24 protein-coding genes, 1 other RNA gene and 1 pseudogene are annotated in these 25,847 nt (G+C 35.4%); 10 read left to right on the top strand and 16 right to left on the bottom strand.

Annotation, left to right across the window (positions count from 1 at the left end):
• The first annotated feature begins 21 nt into the window (after window positions 1-21).
• Entirely contained in the window at window positions 22-1,716 is a 1,695-nt protein-coding gene (locus ZPR_RS11020; RefSeq protein WP_013071743.1) for a sodium:solute symporter family protein, read from the top strand.
• Window positions 1,716-2,687, top strand: a complete 972-nt coding sequence (locus ZPR_RS11015) for a Gfo/Idh/MocA family protein (RefSeq protein WP_013071742.1) — start codon at window positions 1,716-1,718, stop codon at window positions 2,685-2,687. The genes ZPR_RS11020 and ZPR_RS11015 overlap by 1 nt, the downstream gene beginning before the upstream one ends.
• Window positions 2,688-2,765: 78 nt before the next feature.
• Here the strand turns inward: ZPR_RS11015 and ZPR_RS11010 are convergent, their stop codons facing one another.
• Window positions 2,766-3,605: a DUF2911 domain-containing protein gene (locus ZPR_RS11010; RefSeq protein WP_013071741.1), complete on the bottom strand. Its 840-nt coding sequence runs from the start codon at window positions 3,603-3,605 to the stop codon at window positions 2,766-2,768.
• A 191-nt stretch (window positions 3,606-3,796) separates the two neighbouring features.
• On the opposite strand from ZPR_RS11010, the gene ZPR_RS11005 reads away from it, so the two are divergent.
• The 3 genes from ZPR_RS11005 to ZPR_RS10995 are packed head-to-tail and all read left to right on the top strand — an operon-like array spanning window position 3,797 to window position 6,318.
• On the top strand, window positions 3,797-4,303 hold the full coding sequence (locus ZPR_RS11005; RefSeq protein ID WP_013071740.1) for an SRPBCC family protein: 507 nt from the start codon (window positions 3,797-3,799) through the stop codon (window positions 4,301-4,303).
• A 2-nt stretch (window positions 4,304-4,305) separates the two neighbouring features.
• Complete coding sequence (locus tag ZPR_RS11000; RefSeq protein ID WP_013071739.1) at window positions 4,306-5,004, top strand: SDR family NAD(P)-dependent oxidoreductase; 699 nt, start codon at window positions 4,306-4,308, stop codon at window positions 5,002-5,004.
• Window positions 5,005-6,318 carry a cryptochrome/photolyase family protein gene (locus ZPR_RS10995; protein WP_013071738.1) on the top strand — a complete coding sequence of 438 codons (1,314 nt, stop codon included), beginning with the start codon at window positions 5,005-5,007 and terminating at the stop codon, window positions 6,316-6,318. It begins immediately after the preceding gene.
• A 102-nt stretch (window positions 6,319-6,420) separates the two neighbouring features.
• On the opposite strand, the gene kdsB is transcribed toward ZPR_RS10995, so the two are convergent.
• Window positions 6,421-7,173 (bottom strand): 3-deoxy-manno-octulosonate cytidylyltransferase, encoded by a 753-nt coding sequence (gene kdsB / locus ZPR_RS10990; protein WP_013071737.1) that lies wholly within the window; start codon window positions 7,171-7,173, stop codon window positions 6,421-6,423.
• Between the two features lie 65 nt (window positions 7,174-7,238).
• Window positions 7,239-8,678, bottom strand: a complete 1,440-nt coding sequence (locus tag ZPR_RS10985) for an ATP-dependent DNA helicase (RefSeq protein WP_013071736.1) — start codon at window positions 8,676-8,678, stop codon at window positions 7,239-7,241.
• A 120-nt stretch (window positions 8,679-8,798) separates the two neighbouring features.
• On the opposite strand from ZPR_RS10985, the gene ZPR_RS10980 reads away from it, so the two are divergent.
• The 4 genes and pseudogenes from ZPR_RS10980 to ZPR_RS10965 form a co-directional block, all read left to right on the top strand.
• A complete protein-coding gene (locus ZPR_RS10980) occupies window positions 8,799-9,449 on the top strand; it encodes a hypothetical protein (RefSeq protein ID WP_041578859.1) in 651 nt (216 codons plus the stop codon).
• Window positions 9,436-10,248 carry a DUF3822 family protein gene (locus ZPR_RS10975; protein WP_041578858.1) on the top strand — a complete coding sequence of 271 codons (813 nt, stop codon included), beginning with the start codon at window positions 9,436-9,438 and terminating at the stop codon, window positions 10,246-10,248. The genes ZPR_RS10980 and ZPR_RS10975 overlap by 14 nt, the downstream gene beginning before the upstream one ends.
• Complete coding sequence (locus tag ZPR_RS10970) at window positions 10,249-10,800, top strand: RsmD family RNA methyltransferase (protein WP_013071733.1); 552 nt, start codon at window positions 10,249-10,251, stop codon at window positions 10,798-10,800.
• Window positions 10,751-11,596, top strand: a pseudogene (locus ZPR_RS10965) (glycoside hydrolase family 16 protein); the annotation flags it as partial. The gene ZPR_RS10970 and the pseudogene ZPR_RS10965, both read left to right, overlap by 50 nt.
• A 23-nt stretch (window positions 11,597-11,619) precedes the next feature.
• On the opposite strand, the gene rnpB reads toward ZPR_RS10965, so the two are convergent.
• The 9 genes from rnpB to ZPR_RS10925 form a co-directional block, all read right to left on the bottom strand.
• Window positions 11,620-11,941: RNase P RNA component class A (gene rnpB, locus ZPR_RS22770), an RNA gene on the bottom strand.
• Window positions 11,942-12,086: 145 nt separating this feature from the next.
• A complete protein-coding gene (locus ZPR_RS10960) occupies window positions 12,087-12,827 on the bottom strand; it encodes a sulfite exporter TauE/SafE family protein (RefSeq protein WP_013071731.1) in 741 nt (246 codons plus the stop codon).
• 2 nt (window positions 12,828-12,829) lie between these two features.
• Window positions 12,830-13,270 (bottom strand): FixH family protein, encoded by a 441-nt coding sequence (locus tag ZPR_RS10955; RefSeq protein WP_013071730.1) that lies wholly within the window; start codon window positions 13,268-13,270, stop codon window positions 12,830-12,832.
• An 11-nt stretch (window positions 13,271-13,281) separates the two neighbouring features.
• A complete protein-coding gene (ccoG, locus tag ZPR_RS10950; RefSeq protein WP_013071729.1) occupies window positions 13,282-14,703 on the bottom strand; it encodes a cytochrome c oxidase accessory protein CcoG in 1,422 nt (473 codons plus the stop codon).
• Window positions 14,704-14,768: 65 nt separating this feature from the next.
• The gene (locus ZPR_RS10945) at window positions 14,769-15,746 is read right to left on the bottom strand and encodes a cbb3-type cytochrome c oxidase N-terminal domain-containing protein (protein ID WP_013071728.1); all 978 of its coding nucleotides are present in this window, start codon (window positions 15,744-15,746) and stop codon (window positions 14,769-14,771) included.
• The gene (locus tag ZPR_RS10940; protein WP_013071727.1) at window positions 15,743-15,928 is read right to left on the bottom strand and encodes a CcoQ/FixQ family Cbb3-type cytochrome c oxidase assembly chaperone; all 186 of its coding nucleotides are present in this window, start codon (window positions 15,926-15,928) and stop codon (window positions 15,743-15,745) included. The genes ZPR_RS10945 and ZPR_RS10940 overlap by 4 nt, the downstream gene beginning before the upstream one ends.
• A gap of 36 nt (window positions 15,929-15,964) precedes the next feature.
• On the bottom strand, window positions 15,965-18,202 hold the full coding sequence (gene ccoN / locus ZPR_RS10935) for a cytochrome-c oxidase, cbb3-type subunit I (protein WP_013071726.1): 2,238 nt from the start codon (window positions 18,200-18,202) through the stop codon (window positions 15,965-15,967).
• A 15-nt stretch (window positions 18,203-18,217) separates the two neighbouring features.
• The gene (gene ccoS, locus ZPR_RS10930; RefSeq protein WP_041578857.1) at window positions 18,218-18,397 is read right to left on the bottom strand and encodes a cbb3-type cytochrome oxidase assembly protein CcoS; all 180 of its coding nucleotides are present in this window, start codon (window positions 18,395-18,397) and stop codon (window positions 18,218-18,220) included.
• Between the two features lie 54 nt (window positions 18,398-18,451).
• On the bottom strand, window positions 18,452-20,878 hold the full coding sequence (locus tag ZPR_RS10925; RefSeq protein ID WP_041578856.1) for a heavy metal translocating P-type ATPase: 2,427 nt from the start codon (window positions 20,876-20,878) through the stop codon (window positions 18,452-18,454).
• A 128-nt stretch (window positions 20,879-21,006) separates the two neighbouring features.
• On the opposite strand from ZPR_RS10925, the gene ZPR_RS10920 reads away from it, so the two are divergent.
• Entirely contained in the window at window positions 21,007-21,708 is a 702-nt protein-coding gene (locus ZPR_RS10920) for a Crp/Fnr family transcriptional regulator (RefSeq protein ID WP_013071723.1), read from the top strand.
• Window positions 21,709-22,164: 456 nt separating this feature from the next.
• Here ZPR_RS10920 and ZPR_RS10915 read toward each other — a convergent pair whose 3' ends face one another.
• Genes ZPR_RS10915 through ZPR_RS10900 form a run of 4 tightly spaced genes read right to left on the bottom strand, consistent with a single transcriptional unit; the run spans window position 22,165 to window position 25,845 of the window.
• Entirely contained in the window at window positions 22,165-23,592 is a 1,428-nt protein-coding gene (locus ZPR_RS10915) for a glycosyltransferase family 2 protein (protein WP_013071722.1), read from the bottom strand.
• Window positions 23,593-24,678, bottom strand: a complete 1,086-nt coding sequence (locus ZPR_RS10910) for a HEAT repeat domain-containing protein (protein WP_013071721.1) — start codon at window positions 24,676-24,678, stop codon at window positions 23,593-23,595.
• A gap of 58 nt (window positions 24,679-24,736) precedes the next feature.
• The gene (locus ZPR_RS10905; RefSeq protein WP_013071720.1) at window positions 24,737-25,093 is read right to left on the bottom strand and encodes a response regulator transcription factor; all 357 of its coding nucleotides are present in this window, start codon (window positions 25,091-25,093) and stop codon (window positions 24,737-24,739) included.
• A 2-nt stretch (window positions 25,094-25,095) separates the two neighbouring features.
• A complete protein-coding gene (locus ZPR_RS10900) occupies window positions 25,096-25,845 on the bottom strand; it encodes an Hpt domain-containing protein (protein WP_013071719.1) in 750 nt (249 codons plus the stop codon).
• Between the last annotated feature and the right edge of the window lie 2 nt (window positions 25,846-25,847).

Genomic DNA, 25,847 nt, shown 5'->3' with positions numbered 1-25,847 from the left:
TAATGAAATCCTTCGCGTAACATGCAATTAATTGACTGGATAATTTTAATAGTTACCATAAGTTCGATTGTTTGGTATGGCGTTTACAAATCTCGTGGTAGTAAGAACGTTCAGGACTTTATAAAGGGTGGTAACGATGCCCAATGGTGGACGATTGGTCTATCAGTGATGGCTACTCAGGCCAGTGCGATCACTTTTTTATCTACCCCGGGACAGGCATTTAACGATGGGATGGGCTTTGTGCAGTTTTATTTTGGACTGCCTATCGCTATTGTCATTATCTGTATCGTTTTTATTCCTATTTATCACCGATTAAAAGTTTATACCGCTTACGAATATTTAGAAACCAGATTCGACCAGAAAACAAGAGTGCTAACCGCTTTATTGTTTTTGATCCAGCGTGGGTTGGCCGCCGGACTAACTATATTTGCACCTGCTATCATCCTTTCTGCTGTTTTGGGCTGGGATCTTACCACGCTTACATTACTAATCGGGATATTGGTAATTATTTATACCGTTTCTGGTGGTACTAAAGCGGTGAGTGTAACTCATAAACAGCAAATGGCGGTAATTCTAACCGGAATGATCGCAACATTTTTTATCATTTTATATTACCTCCCGGAAAATATCACATTTACCAAAGCACTGGAAATTGCCGGAAGCGAAGGAAAAATGGATGTGTTGGATTTTTCTTTCGACTTTAATAACCGATATACGTTTTGGAGTGGTATTATAGGAGGAACCTTCCTATCGCTTTCATACTTTGGAACCGACCAAAGCCAGGTACAGCGTTATCTCTCTGGTAGAAGCGTAAGGGAAAGTCAGTTAGGTATGGTATTTAACGGATTTCTAAAAGTACCTTTACAATTTTTTATATTATTAGTGGGCGTCATGGTTTTTGTATTCTATCAGTTTAACAGCACACCACTTAATTTTAATCCAGCAGCAACCGAAGCGGTTTTAAACTCAGATTATGCCGGGCAGTACGAGGATTTAATGGTGACCCATCGCGAGCTTCAGAAACAAAAACAAAAACTTACTTTAGATTACGCCCAGAAAATCGATCAGATTTCTGAAACCGAAAATCAGCAATTTAAGGCCCAGCTTTCCGCTTTAAACACTCAGGAATTCGAAAATCGGGAAAAAGCAAAGATGTTTATAGATGCGGCAAAAACCAACGCAGAGAGTAATGATAAAGACTACGTATTTATTCATTTTATCCTAAATAATTTACCACGGGGAGCTATTGGCCTTTTACTCGCAGTTATTTTGTGTGCCGCGATGTCTTCTACCGCTTCAGAACTAAATGCGCTGGCATCCACGACCACGATTGATATTTATCGAAGAAATCTGAAAGAAGAGAAAAGTGAAGAACATTATTTAAATGCTTCAAAATGGTTTACCTTTATGTGGGGTGTTTTAGCCATCATTTTTGCCAGTGTAGCCGATCTTTTTGATAACCTTATTCAGCTTGTAAATATTATAGGTTCGATATTTTATGGTAATGTACTAGGCATATTTTTACTGGCATTTTTTATCAGATTCGTTAAAAGTAATGCCGTTTTTATTGCAGCCATAATCACCCAATTAATTGTAATCTTGGTTTATTTTTTAGATATTTTACCGTACTTATGGTTAAACGTTCTTGGCTGCCTTTTAGTGATGAGTATTGCTTTATTTCTCCAAACAACAACCCAACCTAAAAATGCATCATAATGAGTAAAATAATAAACTGGGGAATCTTAGGACCAGGCAAAATTGCTAAAAAATTTGCGTTAGGTTTATCCTATGTTCCCAATGCCAATTTGTATGCGGCTGCAAGCCGGTCTTTAGAAAAAGCTAAAGATTTTTCTGCAGAAATGGGAGCCGATAAAGCCTATGGCAGTTATACTGAAATGTTAAATGATCCTAAGGTAGATGCTGTTTACATTGCTACTCCTCACGTATTTCACTATGAGCATACCTTACTTTGCCTAAAACATAAAAAGCCTGTTTTGTGTGAAAAGCCTTTTGCCATGAATAAAAATCAGGTAAAGGAAATGATCGATTTTGCACAAAAACAGGATACATTTTTAATGGAAGCCATGTGGACGCATTTTCTGCCGCATTTTAAATATACTAAGGAAGTTATAAAATCTGGCAAATACGGAAAAGTTTTAGCGATGGAAGCCGATTTTGGTTTTGATGCTCCTTTTAATGCCAACAGCAGGATCTACAATAAAGCATTAGGTGGCGGGAGTTTACTGGATATTGGTATCTATCCAATTTTTGCGGCCTTGAGCTTTCTGGGTAAACCAGAAAAAATAGAAGCAACCGCTAAAATGACCAAAACCGAGGTAGATGCCAGGTGTCACGCTACATTTTTTTATCCTGAAAACGTAAAAGCAGAGCTTTACAGTTTTGTAGATAAACATACTGATGTTGCTGCCACCATAAAATTAGAAAAGGCCGAAATTTATATAAAACCACGATTTCATCAACCAAGCTCGGTGGTGATCACTACTGAAAATGATAGCTTCACTAAAGAATTTGGAGTAAAAGCTAATGGATATAATTTTGAAGCCGAACATGTAGGCCAAATGCTATTAGAAGGTAAAAAAGAAAGTACTGAAATGAGTTTTGACAAAAGTTTAGAACTTATAGAAATGCTGGATAAGGTTCGGGAAAAAATTGGTTTGGAGTATTGATAAGATTAACGTTATAAAAAAGAAAAAGCTGTTCTATTGAACAGCTTTTTTAATATTAGAAATCTTTTTAAAGACCAATTATTTTGCTCCCCATTCTTTTAAAGAATCTTCATTCATTTTCACATAATCCTGGTTACCCGCTTTTTTAGCAGCAGCCAAAGACTTTTTAGCAGCTTCAATTGCCTCGTCTTTTTTACCTAAATCAGCAGCGATCAAGGATTTTTTTCTTAGCATCCAGTAAGCATTTGGATTAGCTTCAGTTGCCTTATTGATCCAATCCCATGCTTTATTTAAATCTTTTCCGGCATCATGGTAATAGGCCGCTGCCGCATAATAGTCACCAGCTCCGGGACCATTCATTACGCTATCGATACTTGCCATTGTTTTCTTATCTGTTGGAACTGAAAAAGATAAAAAAGCTACCGTATTTTCCCATAAGAAATTTAGAGTAGCGCCATCATTTGTAAGTTCATCGATAAGAATAGTGAAGCTTTGCATTTCCATATGCAATTTAACCACCTCTGCTTTTGCTTTTAAAGCAACCATACTGTCATTCCAATTTTGAGGATTTCCCCAGTTATTGGTAGATTTATAAAAAATCACCTCCCAACTATCTTTATTTGGGATCGTATAGATCGCGTATTTGCCCGCTTTTAAAGTTTGTCCCTGTATTTCTACATCATCAGAAAAACTAATCACTGTATTCTCATTGGCCCCGGTTCTCCAAATTTCTCCGTAAGGCACAAGGTCTCCAAAAATCGTTCTGCCTCGCATAGCAGGTCTGGAATAATCTAATGTTACTGTCGTTAAACCTACCATCTGCTCTACTTTAGCAGAAGGGCTTGGTTGTGGAGCCTGTATTTGTGCAGATACTGACGCCCCTAAAAAAAGAATAAATAGTTGTAGTAGTTTTTTCATGATTGCATACGATTTGTTTTGTTAAATATATAAATATTCCTTTTTAATTAAATTCAAAAAATAATATTTAATGATTGCCTTAATATTAATATTTACTCTAAAATATAACGATTTAAACTTTGTTTAACTAATATTATTTTTCATTAAACATTTCTAATTGTAATTTTATTAAAATATTAAATTGCTAAGAAATGTACCAGATTCATACCTTCCAAAAACTTCCTATTTCTAAAAAACAGGCATGGGATTTTTTATCTGATCCTAAAAACCTAAAAATCATTACTCCAGATTATATGGGTTTTGATATCACGTCTGGTGGAGATCGTCCCATGTTCGAAGGTCAGATTATTCAGTATATCGTAACACCAATTGCCGGTATAAAAACAAAATGGGTAACTGAAATTACTCATGTTAAAGATGGAGAATATTTCGTAGATGAACAACGCTTTGGTCCTTACGCCTTATGGCACCATAAGCATTTTATTAAAGAGATTGAAGGCGGAGTAGAAATGGAAGATATTGTAGATTATAAGCTACCCATGGGAAAATTGGGTAATCTGGTACACCCGTTCATGGTAAAACCTAAATTAAATGAAATCTTTGAATATCGCAAAAAAAAGCTTGTAGAGCTCTTTGGTGAGTATAAAGCATCTGAAGAAAATACTGAAGCTACGCTAAAACAAGATATACTAAACTAAATATGAAAAAGAATATTTTACTCATTGGTGGTTCTACCGGTATAGGATTAGAAATCGCTAAAAAACTATACAAGAACCATAATATTTATATCGCTTCAAGAAACAAGGTTGATCATGATAATCTAGAGGTGACTCATTTAGAATTTGACGTATTAAAGAATGATATTTCTTCTCTTGATCTACCTGAACAATTAGACGGACTGGTTTACTGCCCGGGAAGCATCAATCTGAAACCTTTTAAAATGCTAAAACCAAAAGATTTTGAACAGGAAATGCAACTTAATTTCTTTGGTTTGATTAAGGTAGTAAATGGATTAATGCCCAAATTAAAAGAATCTAATCAGGCAAGTCTAGTGTTTTTTAGTAGTGTTGCCGTTAAAGTAGGGATGCCATTTCACACAAGTGTAGCTGCTGCCAAAGGTGCTATTGAAGGTTTTGCCAAATCTTTGGCCGCAGAATATGCTCCTAGCTTAAGAGTTAACGTAGTATCCCCTTCACTAACCGATACTCCGCTTGCAGAAAAACTTTTAAATAATGATAAGAAAAAAGAAAAAATGGATCAACGGCACCCATTAAAAAGAGTAGGAACTACCGCTGATATTGCAAATATGACCGCATTTTTATTAAGTGAAGAAAGTAGTTGGATTACAGGACAAATTCTTGGTGTAGATGGAGGGCTTTCAACACTAAATATTTCATAAATGAGTAGAGACAAAATAAATATCTTTTGGTTTCGAAGGGATTTAAGATTAGATGATAATGTAGGTTTTTTAGCTTCATTAAAAGAAGAGCATCCCGTAATGCCTATCTTTATTTTTGATCCTGAAATTTTAGATAATTTACCAGAGGATGATGCTCGTGTAACTTTTATTTTTGAAACCCTTCAGGATATGAGAAATGAACTTCAGGAAAATCATCATTCTTCTATCGGCATGTATCATGGTAAACCTGAAGAAGTTTTTAAAGAACTCTTAAAGAATTATAGCCTTGGTAAAGTATTTACCAATCGAGATTATGAGCCTTACGCTAAAGATCGTGATGAAAAAATTCAGAAATTGTTAGATGAAAATAATGTTAAATTTGAGACTTTTAAAGACCAGGTTATCTTTGAAAAAGATGAAGTCGTAAAAGGTGATGGTGATCCTTATGTGGTTTATACACCATACATGAAAACCTGGATGGAGCATTTTAAAAATAGTGATCTAAAGATTCATTATACCAGTCAATTTCTAGATAATCTCGTCCAAAATACCAGGTTACCAAACTTAAGTTTAAGCGATATTGGTTTTAAAAAATCATCTTTAAAAGTGCCTGATTTTGATACCACACCAAGTCTTATTCAGCGCTACGAGGATACCAGAAATATACCTTCCAAAGAAGGCACCAGTCGTTTAGGACCACATCTTAGGTTTGGGACGGTAAGCGTTAGGAAAATGGTAAAGAAAGCGAATAACGAAAAAAATAAAACCTTTTTACAGGAACTGGTTTGGCGCGAGTTTTTTATGCAGGTTTTATATCATAACCCTTCTACAGTAACTGATGCTTTTAAAAAGAAATACGATAATATACAATGGCGTAATAATAAAGAGGAGTTTGAAAAATGGAAAAACGGTAAAACAGGCTTCCCTCTTGTTGATGCCGGTATGCGCCAGTTAAATAAATCTGGTTTTATGCATAATAGGGTTAGAATGTTAGTAGGAAGTTTTTTATGCAAACACCTACTAATCGATTGGCGCTGGGGAGAAGCTTATTTTGCTGAAAAATTACTGGATTACGAAATGTCTTCGAATGTAGGAAACTGGCAGTGGGTTGCTGGAAGTGGAGTAGATGCCGTTCCTTATTTTAGGATATTTAATCCAACTACTCAAATAGATAAATTCGATAAAGACAAAAAATATATAAAAGAATGGGTTGAAGAATTTGGCAGCGATGATTATCCTGATAAAATGGTAGATCACAAAGAAGCAAGAGAACGTGCACTTTCAACCTATAAAGAAGCAGTAAGCAATGGTTAATTGTTAGTTAGTAGATTCTGTATTGCTAGATGAAAACGGCCGGTACTTTAAAATACCGGCCGTTTTAGTTGAATATCGAATTCTATATTTTTTGATTTCAATTTACATTTCAGAAGATTGTAGGTATTTCTTTGCACGTTCCAAATCCTCAGGAGTATCGATCCCAATAGTTTGCATCTCGGTTTCTACCATTTTGATATTTTTACCGTATTCCAAATATCGAATACACTCAATTTTTTCAGCACTTTCCAGTTGAAGCATCGGCAAATTATAAAAATCCAAAAGGGCCTGTTTTCTAAAAGCATAAATCCCAATATGCTTATAATAAATCACCTTAATGTCTGTATTTCTTGGATAAGGCAACGGGAATCTGGAAAAATATAAGGCATAATCATTATTATCTGTAATTACCTTTACATTATTAGGATTAGTAATTTCTTCGCTATCCTGTATAGCCACTTTTAACGAAGCCAGATCGATACTTGAAGCATCATCATCCTGAAAAACATTTAGTAGCCGCTCTAAACTTGGTTTATCTATAAATGGCTCGTCTCCCTGTACATTAACCACAATATCTACATCCATATCATGAACGGCCTCGGCAAGACGATCACTTCCGCAATCATGCTCTTCTTTACTTCGTATCACTTTTCCGCCAAATTCAGTTGCGGCCTGAAAAATTTTATCACTATCGGTCACAATATAAACCTGGTCGAAAAGTCCGGTATTATTAGCGGCTTCATAGGTTCGCTGAATTACCGGTTTTCCATTCAAATCCTGCATCAATTTCCCAGGAAAACGGGAAGCTTCGTATCTGGCCGGAATCATCGCGACAATCTTAAGTTTTTCTTTCATCAAAAATATTGATTAGTTTTTTTCTAAAATAAGCTTTTATACCCTGCCAGGCTGTTTAAATTTAGTTAATCCTGTATAACAAAAAAATCATCCTTAAATCCTATAAGATATAATTTATCTGTAGCCCTTGTTACCGCTGTATACAACCATCGAAGATATTCTTTACCAATACCATTTGGTAAATAAGGTTGTTCTATAAAAACCGTATTCCACTGTCCACCCTGACTTTTATGACAGGTGATGGCATAAGAGAATTTAACCTGTAATGCATTAAAATATTTATTGTTTTTAACTTTCAAAAATTTCTTATACTTGGCTGTTTCGTCTTCATAATCCTTCATCACTTCCTGATAAAGAAGATTAGACTCTTCAAAAGTAAGCGAAGGCGAATTGCTTGTTAAGGTATCTAACATCACTACCGTCTCAAAAGGACTCATTTTTGGATAATCCACCATTTGGACAGAAACTTCTGCAAAACGGAATCCGTAAAGTTCTTTTATTGCAAAAATCTCTAAAACTTTTACGATATCCCCATTCGCAATAAAACCGGCCTCTGAAGAGGGTTTCACCCAGAAATAATTATTTTTCACCACCATGAGATAATCCCCTGCTGAAATTTCTTCTTCCTGAAATAAAATCCGTGATCTTATTTGCTGATTGTATTGATTAGCTCTTTTATTAGACCTAACGATAATACTGGTTTCCTCGTTGCCTAAAGAATGATAAGCGTCCTGAATAGCTTCCATAATTTCATACCCATCTACCAGTCGTACTACATCTGCTTTAGGTCCCAGTTCAAATTTAAAACTCTCATAAAATTCCTCTCTTATAGCTTCCCTAATTAAAGTTGCGTTGTGCAGAATATCGCTTTCTTCACTCTGCCGCACTACTTCATCCAACTCTATATGTCCAACCTCCTTAAAAAATCCGGTTCGTAATTTATCCTGATCCAGTGCCGGACTCATATCCATTTTTACCGGTGGAAGCTGTGCGGTGTCTCCTATAAAAATCAACTGACATTTATGCCCGCTGTAAACAAATTCCATTAAATCATCTAGCAAAGAGCCATTATCAAAATTTTTAGAATCTCCCGGGTGATCTGCGATCATCGAGGCCTCATCTACTATAAAAATTGTATTTTTATGCTTATTGGGCTGTAAAACAAATTGAATTCCGCTTCCCCCCGACTTCTTCGGAAAATAAATTTTCTTATGAATGGTAAAAGCTTCTCTTTTAGAATAATTAGCAATTACTTTGGCAGCACGCCCTGTTGGCGCCATTAATACACCCGATTTCTTAATTTTCCATAAGTTTTTAACAAATGAGCTGATAATTGTTGTTTTTCCTGTACCGGCAAAGCCTTTAAGCAAAAAAAGATCATCGTTTGTACCTTCTACAGCAAATTTCGCAAGTTGCTGCAAGGCAATATCCTGTTTTTCACGGGGTTGAAAACCCAAATCCTGAATCAAAATTTTATAGAATGCTGAAACATTCGGTTTTTCCATAGCTGAATCTTCAAAAAACCAAAGATAATGATGGATTTTTAGGCAAGAAACTTTTACGAATAAAAAAAAATTGTAGATTTGTCATATAACTCTAATAACTTAAATTAATTTCTTAGAAGCATGAGACTTGTAATTCAATTACTATTGTGGGCGGTTATAGCTTTCCTGGCTTGGTTAACTTTTGATGCCGTATACCGACCAATTCAATTTAACAAGGTTAAAGAACAACGTTACCCTAAAGTAATTGAAAACCTTAAAGACATAAGAGCAGCCGAGCTTGCTCATAAGGAGATTGTTGGTAATTTTGAAGGTGATTTTAATAAACTTGTACAATTTATCGATACTGCTGAATTTGCTATTACCCAACGTAGAGATACTACAGTATTGGATGAAGAATACAAAAAGAACTACGGTGTAGACGAATATATCGAAAAAGTTCTTATCGACACCCTAGACTTCGTACCGGTAAAAGATTCTTTGTTCAAAGGGAATCGTGATCGTTATACCAATATGATCAATGTGCCAATTAAAGGAACAGATGCTAAAATCGAATTAGAAGCTGGTAACATCAAAAAAGGAGATAGCAAAATTCCTGTTTTTGAAGCAAAAGTTGCAAAAAGCGTAATCCTATACGATCAGGACAAACAATTAATTCTTCAGGAGAACGAAGCGCAATCTGTAGAGGAAGTTAATGGTCGCTACATTAGTGTAGGTTCTATGGAGGAAATTAAAACTACAGGAAATTGGCCACAAACCTATGGTGACCAATAATCAAGAAAATACTTTTTGTAAACTGTCCATTCAGGTTAGCCTGAATGGACTTTCTTTTTGTATCTTAAATACAACAAACAATACTATTGTTTATTATCACAAAAAATCATTTGAAAAAGAACTGGACCCGGTAAACCTTCTTCAGAAAATCGAAGAAGAGTATAATACACAACCACGGCTTAAAACAGCAGTCAACGAAGTAAAATTATGCTTTTGTAATAGCCTTTTTACGTTGGTTCCTAAAAAATGGTTTAAAGAAGATGCGGCTGCATCTTATTTAAAATTCAATACGAAAATCCTTAAAACCGATTTTGTGGCAGTAGACGAAATTGAGAATAAGGAAATGGTAAATGTATATATTCCTTACACCAATATCATCAACTACTTTTTTGAAAAATATGGTGAATTTGAATATGTTCACCATCTATCAGTATTATTATACAGGTTTCTTTCTTTTGATGATCATAAAGGAATTAAAGTTTATGCGCATAATACCCATAAACGGCTAGATTTGTTTATCATAGAAGATGGCAGGCTATTGTTATGCAACAGCTTTACTTATTCGAGTAAAGAAGATTATTTATATTACCTGCTTTTTGTTGCAGAGCAATTAGATTTAGATCCTAAAAAATTTAAACTTCACTTAAGTGGAGACATTCATAAAGAAGACGATATCTATAAATTGCTTCAGGATTATATTCGAAATATCTATTTCTTATCTTCAGAAACAGAACATGAAATTGAAGAAGGATGGAATATTAATAAATCTGAAGAATACATACTTTTAAACACGCTTTAAATGCGCATTATTTCAGGAAGTAACAAGGGAAAAAGAATTATCGCCCCTAAAAAATTACCCGTAAGACCAACCACTGATATGGCAAAAGAAGGTTTGTTTAATATTTTAAACAACCACTATCATTTTAGTGCTTTACAAGTTTTAGACCTATTCTCTGGAACAGGTAATATCTCCTATGAATTTGCGTCACGTGGTGCTGAAAAAATTACGGCAATAGATGGCAATTTTGAATGTATAAAATTCATAAAGAAAACGGCAGCCGAACTAAATTATGCAATCATCGCCATAAAAAGTGATGTTTTCAAATATTTGGAAAAAGCTCCCATAGCGGCAGATATCATATTTGCCGATCCACCTTATGATTTTTCTACCGAGGATTTTTTAAAAATAGCTGAATTAGTTTTTACAAATAATCTGCTTAAGGAAGGTGGAATGCTTATTATAGAATCCGGAAAACATACCGATTTATCCAGTGGCCCAAATTTTGTTGAGAAACGAGGCTATGGAGGTTCTGTTTTTTCATTTTTTTACGAGAATGTTGAGGAAAATTAAATTTTCCAAAACTAATATTCGATATTCTTTCCTTACAATTTTAGCTTTCTTACCTATGGCCATAAATGCACAGGAATACGAACTAATTTGGAACGACGAGTTTGATTATCGAGGCAAGCCCGATAAAGAGAAATGGACACACGAAACGGGCTTTATTCGTAATCTTGAGGAACAGTATTATACCAAACGAAAAAAGAACGCCATTGTTAAAGATAATGTGCTGAAAATTATTGCCAGAAAAGAAGAATATCGAAACCGTAAATTCGATCCCGATATTCAAAACTATCGGTATAATACAAAAAAGGCTTACTATACTTCCGCTAGTTTACACACGCATAAAAAATTTGATCTAAATTTTGGTAAAATTGAAGTCCGCGCTAAACTTCCCCAGGGAAAAGGCGTATGGCCGGCCATTTGGATGTTAGGTTCAAACTTTCATGATATTGAATGGCCTTATAGTGGTGAAATTGATATCTTGGAATTTGTAGGTAAAGATCCCTATACTATCCATGCTACCGTTCACTATCCAAGAGGAAAAAGTGCTAATATTAAAAGTGAAGGTGGCCAGTTAGAGCTAGAGACCTCTCCTACCAAGGCTTTTCATATTTATGGAATGAACTGGGATTCAGAAAAAATTGAGTTCTCCTTTGATAATCATGTATATTACACCTTTAAAATAGATGAAGCCGATACCGAGAATAATCCTTTTAAAAAACCTTTTTTCTTAATTCTTAATTTTGCACTTGGCGGTAAATGGGCAGGTGAGATCGATGATTCTATTTTCCCGCAGGAATATGTGATCGATTATGTAAGAATATATAAAAAAGCAGGTCTGTAAGCCGGATTCTGTTCACCCTGAAATTCATCAGGATGCCCTTGTCATTTATCTTAGAACTTTGTTACCAAAGTCCTTTAGCTGCCTACCCTCCAACGACAAACGAGCAATTTGATAATGTTGGTTTACATGGCATTGCACCGCATAGAGTTTACCTGATTTCACTACAGCATTACCTGTACATTCTTTCTGTTGCACTTGTCCTGGCCTCACGACCGGTGGGCGTTACCCACTATGCTGCTCTATGGTGTCCGGACTTTCCTCTAAGCCACAAATATGAACTTAGCGATAGGGCCGACCTGCTTGGCTGCAAATGTATTTATTTAAGTTGAATGTTTAGTGAGTTATTAGCTTTAAAGTTTGAAAGTTCGAAAGTTTGAAAGTTTGAAAGTTAAAGGTTCTTGAAAAATCAGTTCATTAGTAAATTTTCAAATAGCCCGCTGTCTACTTCCTAAGTGTTTTTCTCAAACGAAACTTTTACTGGTTCATGGCATTCGATTTTGGCATCTACTTTGCCTTTGGCCATTGCCGGAGATAGATAAGGAATATTAAGGCCTGAACCACGCAGAATAAATAAAAAACCCGTTAAAACAATAAATACTGGTATTAGTTTTCGTATTCTTTCTCTGGTTTTTAAACCGCTTGAAAGTGTATTGCTTAGAAACACTACTGCTGTCATGAGCGGAATGGTACCTAAACCAAAAAATACCATATATAAAGCCCCAAAACCAGCATTTGCCTCAGCAATGGCACCAAGCATTGCCATATAAACGAGTCCACATGGTAAAAAGCCATTTAGCATGCCTATAGAGAGAAAAGTATCTGGAGATTTTTTCTTTAAACCTGCTCCTATTTTGGATTTTAACCTACTAATCATGCTAAAAAAAGGAGTTACCATTTTATTAAATTTCATACTTCTGAATGAAAAAACAGCAGTCAAAATCATCAAAACTCCTACGGCTATCGACAGTTTTTGTTGTGCCGCAAATAGGTTTAATCCTTTTCCAAGCAAACCAAATAATAATCCGATTATGGCATACGATAAGATCCGTCCAAAATTATAGAGGAATAATTGAAGGAACATCAAGGGCTTTTTATCCCTGCTTAAAGGTAATAGAAAGGCTATGGGACCGCACATCCCAATACAATGAAAACTACCTAAAAGTCCGAATATAAACCCGCTGATAAGCATATCTAATACGTAATGGATTTTTTAAACAAAATGTCTTTTCCCTGGTAGGTCATTTCTACGGAAATATCCCAGCGTCCATCGATTAATTGTGCTTCAGGAATGACAATTTTATCTTCAGATAATTCTAACGGAATAATAAAATCAAGTTTCTTATTGGAAGGTCGATATAAGTTTACTGTTCCTTTTATTTCACCTTCGGTTTTAGGAAAACTAAGTTCATAACCTTCTGTTGTTTTCTTTCCTGTAATTTCTTCGGAAAAAAGCTTCAAATTCTTTTCTGCATCTATTTCCTGCTGAAAGCGCAATTCTTTTCCGTAGTAATCTTCAACTACAAGATCGTATTCGTATTTATCGTCGGTACTCATTTTTATCACCATAAACATGATAAATCCAATAAAGCAAAACATGCCAATTGCGAGTCCGGTTCCCCAATTAAATTTCATAATACTATATTTTATCGATAACTACGTGGACCAAGGAAATTGGTTGTGGTAGTTTCTATTAATTTGTTATTACTGTATACCCCTATTTTTAGTTTTTCTTTCTCTCCTTTTAAAGAAGCCGCCGGGATCTCGATAAATAAAGTTCCTTCAGCAAATCCCTGTTTTGGTACAATAAGGCTATCACTTTTTACCAATCGTACTTCACCTTTATGAGAGATTAATTTTAACTGAACATTTTCGATATCTTCGGTAGTTTTATTCACCAGTTTAAAGGTAAATACATTGCTGATCCTGTTATCCTGCTGATGCTCGTAGAGTTGTCCCGGTAAGCGTAAAATCCTGGCTTCAACATCATTTCTTAGAAATAACATCCCTGTTAAAACGCCTATTAAAATCACTAAAACCGTAGTGTAGCCTTTTAACCTGGGTGTAAATTTGAATTTGGCTTTCTTCTCAATGTTCTCTTCACTTGCATAACGAATAAGACCTATAGGAAGGTTTACCGCCTCCATCATCGAATCGCAAGCATCGATGCATGCTGTACAATTTACACATTCCAGTTGTGTTCCGTTTCTAATATCAATCCCCGTTGGGCAAACCTGTACGCACTGTAAACAGTCGATACAATCACCTTTCCCGGTAGCCTGACGATCTTCATTTTTTCTGAACTTAGCTCTTCCCTTTTCTTTTTCTCCACGTTTATGATCGTAGGCTACAATAATCGATCGGTTATCTAGCAATACTCCCTGAAGCCTACCATAAGGACAGGCAATGATGCAAACCTGTTCTCTAAACCATGTAAAAATAAAGTAGAAAACCCCCGTGAAAATTAGCAGAGAAATAAAAGTGCTTATGTTTTCTGCAGGCCCTTCAGTGATGTATTCCAAAAGCTGATCACTACTAATGATATAAGCCAGAAAGATGTTTGCTATTAAAAACGAAATAATGAAGAAAATAATCCATTTTAGGCCTTTTTTCCTAATCTTTTCGGCATCCCAGGATTGTTTTGCCAAACGTAGTTGTTTACCGCGATCACCCTCTATCCAATATTCGATTCGGCGAAAAACCATTTCCATAAAGATGGTTTGCGGGCAAATCCAACCACAAAATATCCTTCCAAAGGCCACAGTAAATAAAATCACGAAGACTACCCCTATAATCATCATGATCACCACCAGATAAAAATCCTGTGGCCAGAAAGGATATCCAAAAAAATTGAAACGACGCTCTAATACGTTGAATAACAGAAACTGATTGCCGTTAATTTTTATAAATGGAGCAGCAAATAATATAGCCAGCAGTAGATAACTTACCAGCTTTCGATATTTGTAAAATTTACCAGAAGGCTTTTTAGGAAATATCCACGCCCTTTTACCTTCCTGGTTTATAGTTCCAATAGAATCTCTAAAATTATTTTCGGGGATCGTGCTCATAACATATTCTCACTAATGTGAGTGATTAACCAGAGTCGACTTTAGAAGCTCGACTCTGGATTTGTTTATTTTTCAAATTCCTTCTCTACCGCTTGATCTTCCATCATTACTTCGATAGAAGTTGAATCAGCTGAAACTTCAACATCTGCTTCCTTTATAGGAGCATTTTCATCTACGTAAAGATCGCCCTGGGGTTCTTTAGGATCTGCCGGTGTGGTACCATGCAAGCTAAGGACATAACTGGCTACCTGAGCGATTTCCCCCGGTTTTAAATCTGTTTTCCAGGATACCATTCCCTTCCCAGGACGCCCCCCTTCAGAAATAGTATTGAAAACATTTTTAATACCACCACCCAGTATCCAGTAGTCATCGGTTAAGTTTGGGCCAATACCACCACCGGCATCTTCCTTATGACATGCAACACAATTACCTGCAAAAATGGCGGAACCTGCTTTGATGTCTTCCTCACCAGTTAACAGTTCTACTGTGTTTACATCTATTAAATCTTTGGCTGTCTTTTTATATTCTTCGATCGCTTTTTTTGCTGATGCGACCTCTGCGATATATTCTTCTTTTTGATCTGGAGCATTAAAAATGTGATGTCTTACCAGATATACCGCAGCAAATACCATAGTTGCGTAAAAACCATATATCCACCATGGCGGAAGGTTATTATCCAACTCCTGAATACCATCATAATTGTGATCAAGAATAATTTCTTCTTCTTCTTCAACAGGTTTGCTATCGTTCATTTTTTTCCAGAACGCTTTTAGCTTAGCAAATCGATTCTTTTTTCTTAATGATTGTTGCTGAAGGTAACGCTCCTGAGCTTCTGGAGTTAAACTTCTGAATAAAACCGAAGTAATACTAGCCAAAACAACTTCCATTGCGATTCCAAAAACAAGTAAGATCCCCAGAACGGCCCAGATGATAGGATATTCCATAAACGCCCATTCTTCTGAAGATTCTATAGTAAGTTCCAGAAAAACAAATGCCAGAACAGTAATTGTGATAACTCTTAAATATGATGCCGTATTTCTCATAATATCTCCTGATTATCATCCTCTAGAGGAATGTTACTCACTTGTTTTATATGCTCTTTCTTTGCGGTGATTACCCATCCAAAAAGAGCTACGAAAAAAATGAAGAATATCAGCAGAGAGATCATGGGGTAAACCGCTACCCCATCGATACTTTCCAGATTTCCTTTTATAAATTTTAGCATGATTTAGTTTATTTTATTTATAACTTTAGCTGAACATTATTGGATAACTCCTAAGCCACCTCTCGATTCCCCAAGGATATCGGCTTCCTGAGCTTCATCTACATTCTTCACCTTAATATCTGTACCTAAGCGTTGTAGGTAAGCGATTAAAGCAACAATCTCTCGATTACGCATTTCTACAAATTCTTCACCATTTTCCTTAGCATAAATCTTATCTGCCTCGTAGGTTTTGGCAAAATCTGGATCACTATAAAGGTTTTTCTCAATTTGTGTTCCCTGCTCGATCATCCACTGTTGCGCTCTGTCGATCTCGGCCTGAGTATAAGGTACGCCCAGACTTACCATAGCTTCCATTTTATCTTCGGTAGACGACTTGTCTAATTCTCTATTTAGCAACCATTTATAAGATGGCATAATAGAACCCGAAGAAGTACTTTGTGGATCGTAAAGGTGATTTAAATGCCAGTTATCTGAGTATTTACCACCAACCCTGAATAAATCGGGACCAGTACGCTTACTACCCCATAAAAATGGATGGTCATACACATATTCTCCAGATTTAGAGTATTCACCATAACGCTCTACTTCACTACGGAAAGGACGAATCATTTGGGAGTGACATCCAACACAGCCCTCACGTATATATAAATCACGACCTTCTAGTTCTAGCGGGGTATATGGTTTTACACTTGAAATTACCGGAACATATTCGTCTACCATCAAAGAAGGGATAATCTGAACCATACCACCAATCAAAATTGCGATAGTTGCAAAAATGGTTAGTTTTACCGGTCTTCGTTCTAACCAGGTATGATAGCCTTCTTTTGAAGTTCTCTTACTGGTAATCTTAGCAAGCGGGGCAGCTTCTGCCAACTCATCTGTAACTTTACTCCCTTGTTTTGCAGTTCTATATACATTATAAAGTGCAATAAAAGCCCCTACGATATACAAACTACCACCAATCGCTCTCATCCAGTACATTGGGATAATTTCAGTAAGTGTTTCTAAGAAGTTACCATAAGTTAATGTACCATCAGGATTAAATTGTTTCCACATAGAAGCCTGTACAAATCCAGCTACATACATTGGTAGCGCGTACATTATAATACCAAGAGTTCCAATCCAAAAATGAGCATTTGCTAATTTTACAGACCATAGTTTAGTCTTAAATAACCTTGGTACCAACCAGTAGATCATACCAAAGGTTAAGAAACCATTCCATGCTAAAGCTCCCACATGCACGTGTGCAATAATCCAGTCACTAAAGTGTGCAATCGCATTTACGTTTTTAAGAGAAAGCATTGGTCCTTCGAAAGTAGCCATACCATAACCGGTAATAGCCACTACCATAAATTTAAGGACAGGATCTGTTCTTACCTTATCCCAGGCGCCACGAAGGGTTAATAAACCGTTTATCATTCCTCCCCATGATGGAGCAATTAACATTACAGAAAAAGCTACCCCTAAATTTTGTGCCCAATCTGGTAATGCAGAATATAATAAGTGGTGCGGCCCAGCCCAGATATAAATAAAAATCAGTGACCAAAAGTGAACAATAGATAATCGGTAAGAATAGACTGGTCTGTTAGCCGCTTTCGGAACAAAATAATACATTAATCCAAGAAACGGCGTCGTTAGGAAAAAGGCAACGGCATTATGCCCGTACCACCACTGTACCAAAGCATCCTGTACCCCGGCATAAACCGAGTAACTTTTTAAAGCACTTACCGGCAATTCTATACTGTTAACAATATGCAATACAGCTACGGTTACAAAAGTGGCCAGATAAAACCAAATCGCTACATATAAATGCCGCTGTCTACGTTTTAAGATAGTTCCAATTAGGTTGGCTCCAAAAGCTACCCAAACTAAGGCGATACTAATATCAATTGGCCATTCAAGTTCAGCATATTCTTTAGATGTGGTATAGCCTAAAGGTAAGGTTATGGCTGCTGCAACAATGATCGCCTGCCAGCCCCAAAAGTTAAAGTTACTAAGCGCATCACTCCACATTCTTGCTTTTAAAAGACGCTGAGTAGAATAATACACTCCAGCAAAAATTGCGTTTCCTACGAAGGCAAAAATCACGGCATTGGTATGCAAGGGTCGTAAACGCCCAAAACTAAGCCATGAAATTCCATCGGTTAGATTAGGAAACAAAAACATAAAAGCAAGTAGAAGCCCTACACTCATTCCCACAATACCCCAAAATACAGTGGCATTGATAAATTTCCTTACGATCTTGTTGTCGTAATAAAACTGCTCTTTTTCCATAAGATTATAAACAAATTATTTATCGGTGATTTTAGATTTTTCTTTACTATCAATAATTTCATCTTCAAACAGTATTCTTACAGACGGGGTGTAGGTATCGTCGTATTGACCTCTTTTTACCGATATAATAAAGGCAATAAAAAAGACAAGCGCTACGACCACACTAATACTCAGCAACACGTAGATGATATTCATTTCTTAATTTTTTGTAAAAATATTGCCCATCGAGAAGGCATAAAATGACATTTATCAGGTTTTGTATTTATTCTGGCTTTTAGACGTTTGTCGCATAATTCTTTTTGCTGAAAACTGGGAACTTATGGTTGTAAAAGCCACAATACTTATCGAACTTAGAGGCATTAAAATAGCAGCTACGATGGGCGAAAGATGTCCTGTAACTGCAAATCCAAGCCCTATAAGATTATAGAAAAGCGATAGCAAAAAACTGAATTTTATAATACGGTGACCGCTATTGGCAAGGCTAAAAAACTGACTTATTTTGCTGAATACCGAGGCGTCTAAAATGGCATCACAAGCCGGGGAGAAAACATTAATATTTTCTGAAATTACTACGCCAACATCACTTTGTTTTAATGCTCCTGCATCGTTTAAGCCATCCCCAATCATCATTACAGATCGACCTTCTTCCTGAAGTTTTTTAATAAACTGCAGTTTATCCTGGGGCTTTTGGTTAAAGCTCATTTTGGTGGTTAATGGTAACAACTTTTCGAGGCTTTTACGCTCACCATCATTATCTCCAGAAAGTACAAACAATTGTTTGTTTTTCTCTAAGGTTTTAAATAAGTGGCCAATATTATCCCTATATTCATTTTTTAAAATATATCGGCCTTTGTAGTGATCATTGGTACTAATATGAACCGCGGTTTGGTTTAATTGTGCCTGCTTCCATTTATTAAGTTTAGTGACATATGTAAAAGCCCCTATTTTTATCGAATTTTGATTTGCAAAAGCTTCCATTCCTTTCCCTACCTCTTCTGTAAAAGAATCAAGTGTTCTGATATCATTTTGCTCTAAAATTTCATAAAGAGATCGACTTAATGGATGATTAGAAGCTCTTAACGTACTGTTTAACAATGATTTTTCTTCTTCCGTAAGCAAATCCCCCTCGTAAGTGATTTTATTTTTTTTGGTTGAAGTAAGTGTCCCGGTTTTATCAAAAACCACTGCATCGATATTGGCCATTTTCTCGATAATGTTCGCTTCTTTTAAATAGAATTTATGCTGACCAAAAATCCTAAGTAAATTACCTAAAGTGAAGGGAGCCGCTAAAGCCAGTGCACAAGGACAGGCAATAATAAGAACTGCCGTAAATACCTGCGGGATCATCGATGGATCAATAAAATACCAAACTATAGTTGCTAAAATCGATATGCTTAAAATCGCTTTTGTAAAATACCCGCTTATTTTATTGGTAAGATCCTGAAAACTTCCTTTAAAGTTTTTATCGAAAACCTCGTTGTTCCATAACTGCGTTAAATAGGATTGCTCTACGGGTTTTAGCACTTCTACCTGAAGCAAACCTGCGGTTTGCTTACCACCTGCATAGATTTTATCGCCTTTTTGGATCGAAACCGGCACAGCTTCTCCGGTCACGAAGCTATAATCTATTAAAGCTTCGCCTTCCATTAATCTTGCATCTACAGGAATTAATTCGTTGTTTCTAATGAGTATCTTATCACCTTTTCTAAGCTTATAAACTTCTACCTGCTCTTCATTTTGATTTTGGGTGTTTTGATGATTAATTCTTGTCACTCCAATCGGGAAATAGGATTTATAATCCCGTTCAAAAGACAGGTAAGAATAGGTTTTTTGCTGAAAGAACCTTCCCAACAATAAGAAAAACACCAAACCAGAAAGACTATCAAAAAATCCAGTCCCTAAATCGAAAACGACTTCAAAACTACTTCTTAAAAACAACACGGTAATTCCTAAAGCTATGGGAACATCGATATTTAAGATTCCTGATTTTAGACCTTTAAATGCTGAAATAAAATAGGTGCTTGCTGAATAAAATACTACCGGCAAACTAAAGGCAAACATCAACCAGCGAAACACATATTTAAATTGATCCAGCCAAAATTCTTTAACCTCAAAATATTCTGGAAACGATAAAAACATGATATTCCCAAAAGCAAAACCGGCGACACCAAGTTTATAGATTAAACTTCGGTCGATATTGCGTTCTTTTTTATCGCTATCTGAAAGTGAAATGTAAGGCTCATAACCTAATTTGCATAGTAGCTCTACCAACTGCAGAAATGTAATTTTTTCTGCGGAAAAATGGATTCTTAATGTTTTTTCAGGAAAATTAACCTGTGAGTTTTTAATCCCAGGATGAAGTTTAGAAAGGTTTTCTAACACCCAGATACACGAACTACAATGAATTTCTGGAATAAGCAGATTTACGATACAAACCTCTGCACTTTTAAATTCAAGTAGTTTTTCTACAATCTCTGCGCTATTTAGAAAATCGAATTTTCCTAATTGTGTTTTAGGAGAAATTCCAGGACGCTCATCAAGAGCATAATAATAATCGAGATCATTACTACTTAAAATTTCGTAAACTGTTTTACATCCATGACAACAAAAATCTTTCTGATCGTACATAAGGGCATCGCTTTTACAAGCTTCGCCACAGTGGTAACATGATTTCATATTTTGCACAACTTAACCGCTATACAAAGATTCGCTACTTATAGAAAATAAAATATGATAAATATCAGTTGGGTTAAATGTTTACCTTTGTGAAACAAAAATTGTAACCAAGAACCCGAATCTCTAGTATGAAAACCCCTGAAAAAACAAGATGTGAAAGTTGTATCATAAGACAGTTTAATGCATTAAAGGCTTTTAGTAAGGAAGAATTAAAGGTTATATCGGATAACAAGATTACCAAAAGCTATAAAAAAGGAGAGCAGATTTTTAAAGAAGGGGAAAAACTAAATGGGGTATTTTGTGTTCGTGACGGCGCCTCTAAACTTTCTAAACTTAGCGAAAACGGAAAACATCAAATCGTAAAAATCGCTAAAAAGGGAGAGATTTTAGGGCAAAGATCTGTAGTGGCAGACGAGCAAACAAATCTTAGTGCAACTGCACTTAATGATACTTCGATGTGCTATATTCCAAAACAGCTTATCATTGATAAAATCAACGAGAATCCTGAATTTACCAGAAATCTTTTAAAGATCATGGCATCAGATCTTAGGGAATCAGACAATTTTATCGTGAATATGTCTCAGCATAACGTAAAACAACGAATTGCCGAGGCCTTACTATATCTTGACACCAATTTTGGTACTGATGATGAAGGTTTTTTAGCGGTAAATCTTTCCAGGGAAGACCTTGCCAATGTCGTTGGTACCGCAACTGAAAGCTGTATTCGATTAATTGCTGAACTAAAGAAAGAAGGTTTTATTTCAGCTAAAGGTAAAAAGACCAAAATTCTGGATAAAAGAGCACTTGAGGATATGATTAATGGTTTTTAAGTTTAATCGCTAAAACCTAAAATACCTGCCATGTTTGTTCCAAAACTTTGCCTATGGAATGCTATTTAGGTTGGAGCATTATAAATTATTTCTATAAGAAATTTACCTCCTGTGATGACCAGATAGAATTCTTAGTATTCTTTTTTAGTCGTTAGCAAATTCTATCTGCACACTACTGTCTACTATGCCAAGGACTTGCGTATAATTTCCATTTATAAGGGATTCTTCTCGTATTCAGGACCATCAACAAATAATTTGAGATTTGCCTATCTATATGCTTCTCCCTATATTTAATTCAAAGAATTCTCCTAAATGCAATCAATTCATTTTAAGAATTTTAGGATTAATGGAATAGTAAAAAGCAAGATCGAACTTTTATTTATCACTATTTGTTTTTTACTAAATCGAAATTAAGTAAAGTGGTATACTGAAAAAATGCGTAATGCCGAAAACGAATCATTTTTTTGTTGATTTGGATAATCCTGTCCTTGTCATTTCTCCCCAGCTTTTTTTTCCTATAATCAAATCCCAGTTTCCACGAACCGCTGCCCACATCACAAAAGGGTGATATACAATAGGTTCTAAAAAGGCTGTTCCAATCAGCGTGAAAATATACTTGGGCTTTTTATATTGCTGAAAGCTATACTCCTCAAAAAATAAAGCGGTAATTGAAAATAAAACTGCAAACGCATAGACCACTAACAGGAAAGTAAGAAAGAATTTCCAACTAATTAGACCAAACCAAAGTAGAAAAATAAAGAAAATAGTACCTGAAAATTCAATTAGAGGTGCCATCCATTCGAAAAACAGCCAGAATGGTGTTGAGAGCACACCTAAAACCCCGTATTTGGGATTAAAAATCATTTTTTTATGAAGTAAAAGTGTTTCCGCAGTGCCCCTTGTCCACCGGTTACGCTGGCGTTTTAAAATCTCCCAACTTTGCGGTACTTCTGTCCAACATAAAGGATCGGGAACAAACCCAACTTTATAAGGGATGTTCTTTTCGCGCATCATTCGACGCATACGTACCAACAGTTCCATATCCTCACCCACGGTATTATGGTTATAGCCACCAGCTTCGATGGCTATTTGCTTGTCAAACATCCCAAAGGCTCCAGAAATAAGTAGTAAACCATCTATACGAGACCATGCCATTCTTCCCATTAAAAATGCCCTGAAATATTCTATAACCTGTACCCTGGCGACAAATTTTTCAGGTAATCTCACTTCTATAATTCTACCATCTTCAATTACGCAACTATTAGCTACCCGAATTACTCCTCCAGAGGCAATTACTTTCTTTCTATCATTTAGAAATGGTTTTATAAGCTTCAACATTGCATCGTATTCCAAGATACAATCTACGTCGATACAGCAAATAATATCGTGACTGCAAACATTAATTCCAGTATTTAATGCATCGGCCTTCCCTCCATTTTCTTTATCAATTACCAACAAGTTCTTAAAAGCAGTATTTTTAGATTTGTAAACACCGCGAATAGTTTTGGTCTTTATAAAATAGTGAAATAGATAATCCTGCTTCTCCAGATCATATTCCTCAATAAGGCGTTGCATGGTATCGTCCTTACTCCCATCATTAATAATCACAATCTCAAAACTTGGGTAATTTATAGTTAGAAGCGATCTTACATTTTCTACAATATTAAGACCTTCGTTATACGCAGGAGCTAGTATGGAAACCGGAGGTAACTCTGAAGCCTGTAATAAAGCAATTTCGTCTTTGTAATTATTGGATCGTTTGTAGTCTCTAATTTCGAAAATAGAAAAGATTGCCGAAAATAAATAGCCCAAACAAATTAGAATCCCATATACTAAGAAAAGCCAACTGGCAATATTTGCGATGTCGTCTAAGGTAATGCTCATTTACAGCAAAAGTGCTTTTTCTTTTTCGTACTGAATATAAATACTTTGTTTTTTTTCTGGTAAAAAACGTTGAGCGATACCATAGTATTTTATCTTAAGATCCCATTCATCATCCTGAATCTTATCTTTAAGCATCATCAAATCATTATAGCTACCCAAATGTTCTATAGCATCTAAGATAGTCTTTTTTACAAGAGTTGTTTCCTCTCCAAATTGAGAAATAAGTGTATCTATAATTTCAAAGTGCTCTAAAGCACATAGTGATCTTATAGTTTCACGCCGCACTTCTTCAGAAGAATGTTCTAGCAAAGGTAAAAGTTCTGATATATTCTCAAATTGGTTAAATTTTGCAATCATTCTTATGGCAAAATCTACCACACTATGTTGTGAAGAGTGTAGCCAATTAGAGTAATCTGGCATAGGACCATGATATTCATTTTTAAGCGCATCTTCTATAAAAATTTCTTCCCATAAGGTTAAAGGTTTATCCATATGATCTAAAAATGCCAAGGGCTCATTTTCAGCTAATTTTATAAAGTATAATTGTGCCTGCTGTCTAACCTCATCCTTCTTATGATTTAAAAGTGGTTTTATAATATCAAGGTCAACTTTTATAAGCATTTCAGACAAACTAAATAAGGCTCTGGATTTACTATACCATGCACTATTCTCGAGTTGTTTTTTACAGAATTTATCTAATTCCCAGCGAAGAAAAAGTTCTCTTAATTGTATAGCCGACTCTCCTTTTATATTACTATGAAAAAGTAATATTTCTTTAATAGCTATCTTAATTTCTAAAGCTTTATTTAAATACTCATCCTTAAAACGCTGGAGTTCTTTCTCTTTATCAAAGTCTTCATCAAATAGATAAGAGTTTAAAATATTTTCCAGTAGTAAACGCTGTTCTTCTTTTTTCCTATTTCTAAAAATTTTATAGAGCCTTAATAAAATAATAAAGCTTACAAAGAAAAAGGCAAAACCAAAAAAGATAATGGTCATGAGAATATTGGTCTTTATCACAAAAGGAAGATCATCGGGAATATATCCCAATAACCAATTCGAATCTATAGAATGAATAACTGCCATAAATGCCTTTTCGGATCATCGAGCAATTACCTTACAAAAAACCTATCTTTAAAATAAACTATGATAACAGTCTTTTAACCCTAAGTGATAATTCATTAGGGCTAAATGGTTTTGTGATAAAATCTTCCACCCCCATATTAAAAGCATCCATTATGATACTTTCTTGTGTGGATGTAGACAACACAATAATAGGAATTGCCTGTAAATTTTCTTTTACATAGGCAATAAGTTCATTTCCTGTTACAAAAGGCAGATTTAAGTCGGTTAAAATAAGATCGTAGGTAGCATCTTTTAATAACTTCATGGCTTCTCTCCCATCTGGCGCGATAATCACATCATAGCCATCTTTTGTAAGCTTGAATTGAAGAGATTTTATAACCATTGGGTTATCCTCTATCACTAAAATCTTCTTCATTTTTATAGGTTTAGATTGGGGTAATCTGTTTTTAAAGCATGCTGAATATTAGTAAATTCAGCATATAAATCGTCTATTATATTTTTAAGTTCTCCATCTTTAGCTTTATAGGTGATCTGATCACAAATTTCTACTCCTTTATGATTTTGTACCATAGCAAAAGAAGGTTTAATCTTATGCGCTATTTTACGAATCTCTTCATAATTATTATTTTGTATTTTAAGATACAAATCTCCTATTTCTTTTGCAACAGATGAAGAGAAAAGTTGAAGGGATTCTTCTATAAATTCTGTACTGTTATCTGATATTTCCTTTAGATAATCCAAAGAATAAACACAACTACCCTGTTTATCAAAGGTTTTTTCCTGTTGAACAATATCCCGCAGTAAATCACTCAGCTCTTCTCCTAAAATAAAGGAACGATCTATAAGCTCTAATTGTTGAGCATTATTAGTTGCAGTTCCTGCAAATTCCTTTAAAATCACACAATATGGAGTTTGATTCAGTTCCGTTTTAATATAATCAATGGTTTTATAGGCATCTATGGGAAGATTATCCTCTTGCATCATCAATGTTTTAATGCCATCCTTTGCTGATTCAAAGTTTTTAAATGCTTCCAAACCAGATTTTGCGTAAAGGCAAAGAAAGCCATGCTCTTCTAAAAAAAGAGAAAGTTTAGCTACCTTATCGTAATCTTTATGTACGATTAAAATAGCATGACGGGTTGCCAATTCTTTAAATTTCTTATGCATTT

Origin of the sequence: Zunongwangia profunda SM-A87 (assembly GCF_000023465.1) — a bacterium.
Lineage (GTDB): Bacteria > Bacteroidota > Bacteroidia > Flavobacteriales > Flavobacteriaceae > Zunongwangia > Zunongwangia profunda.
Note: the sequence above shows the minus strand (reverse complement) of the source record. Positions and strands in the feature narration are given on the sequence as shown.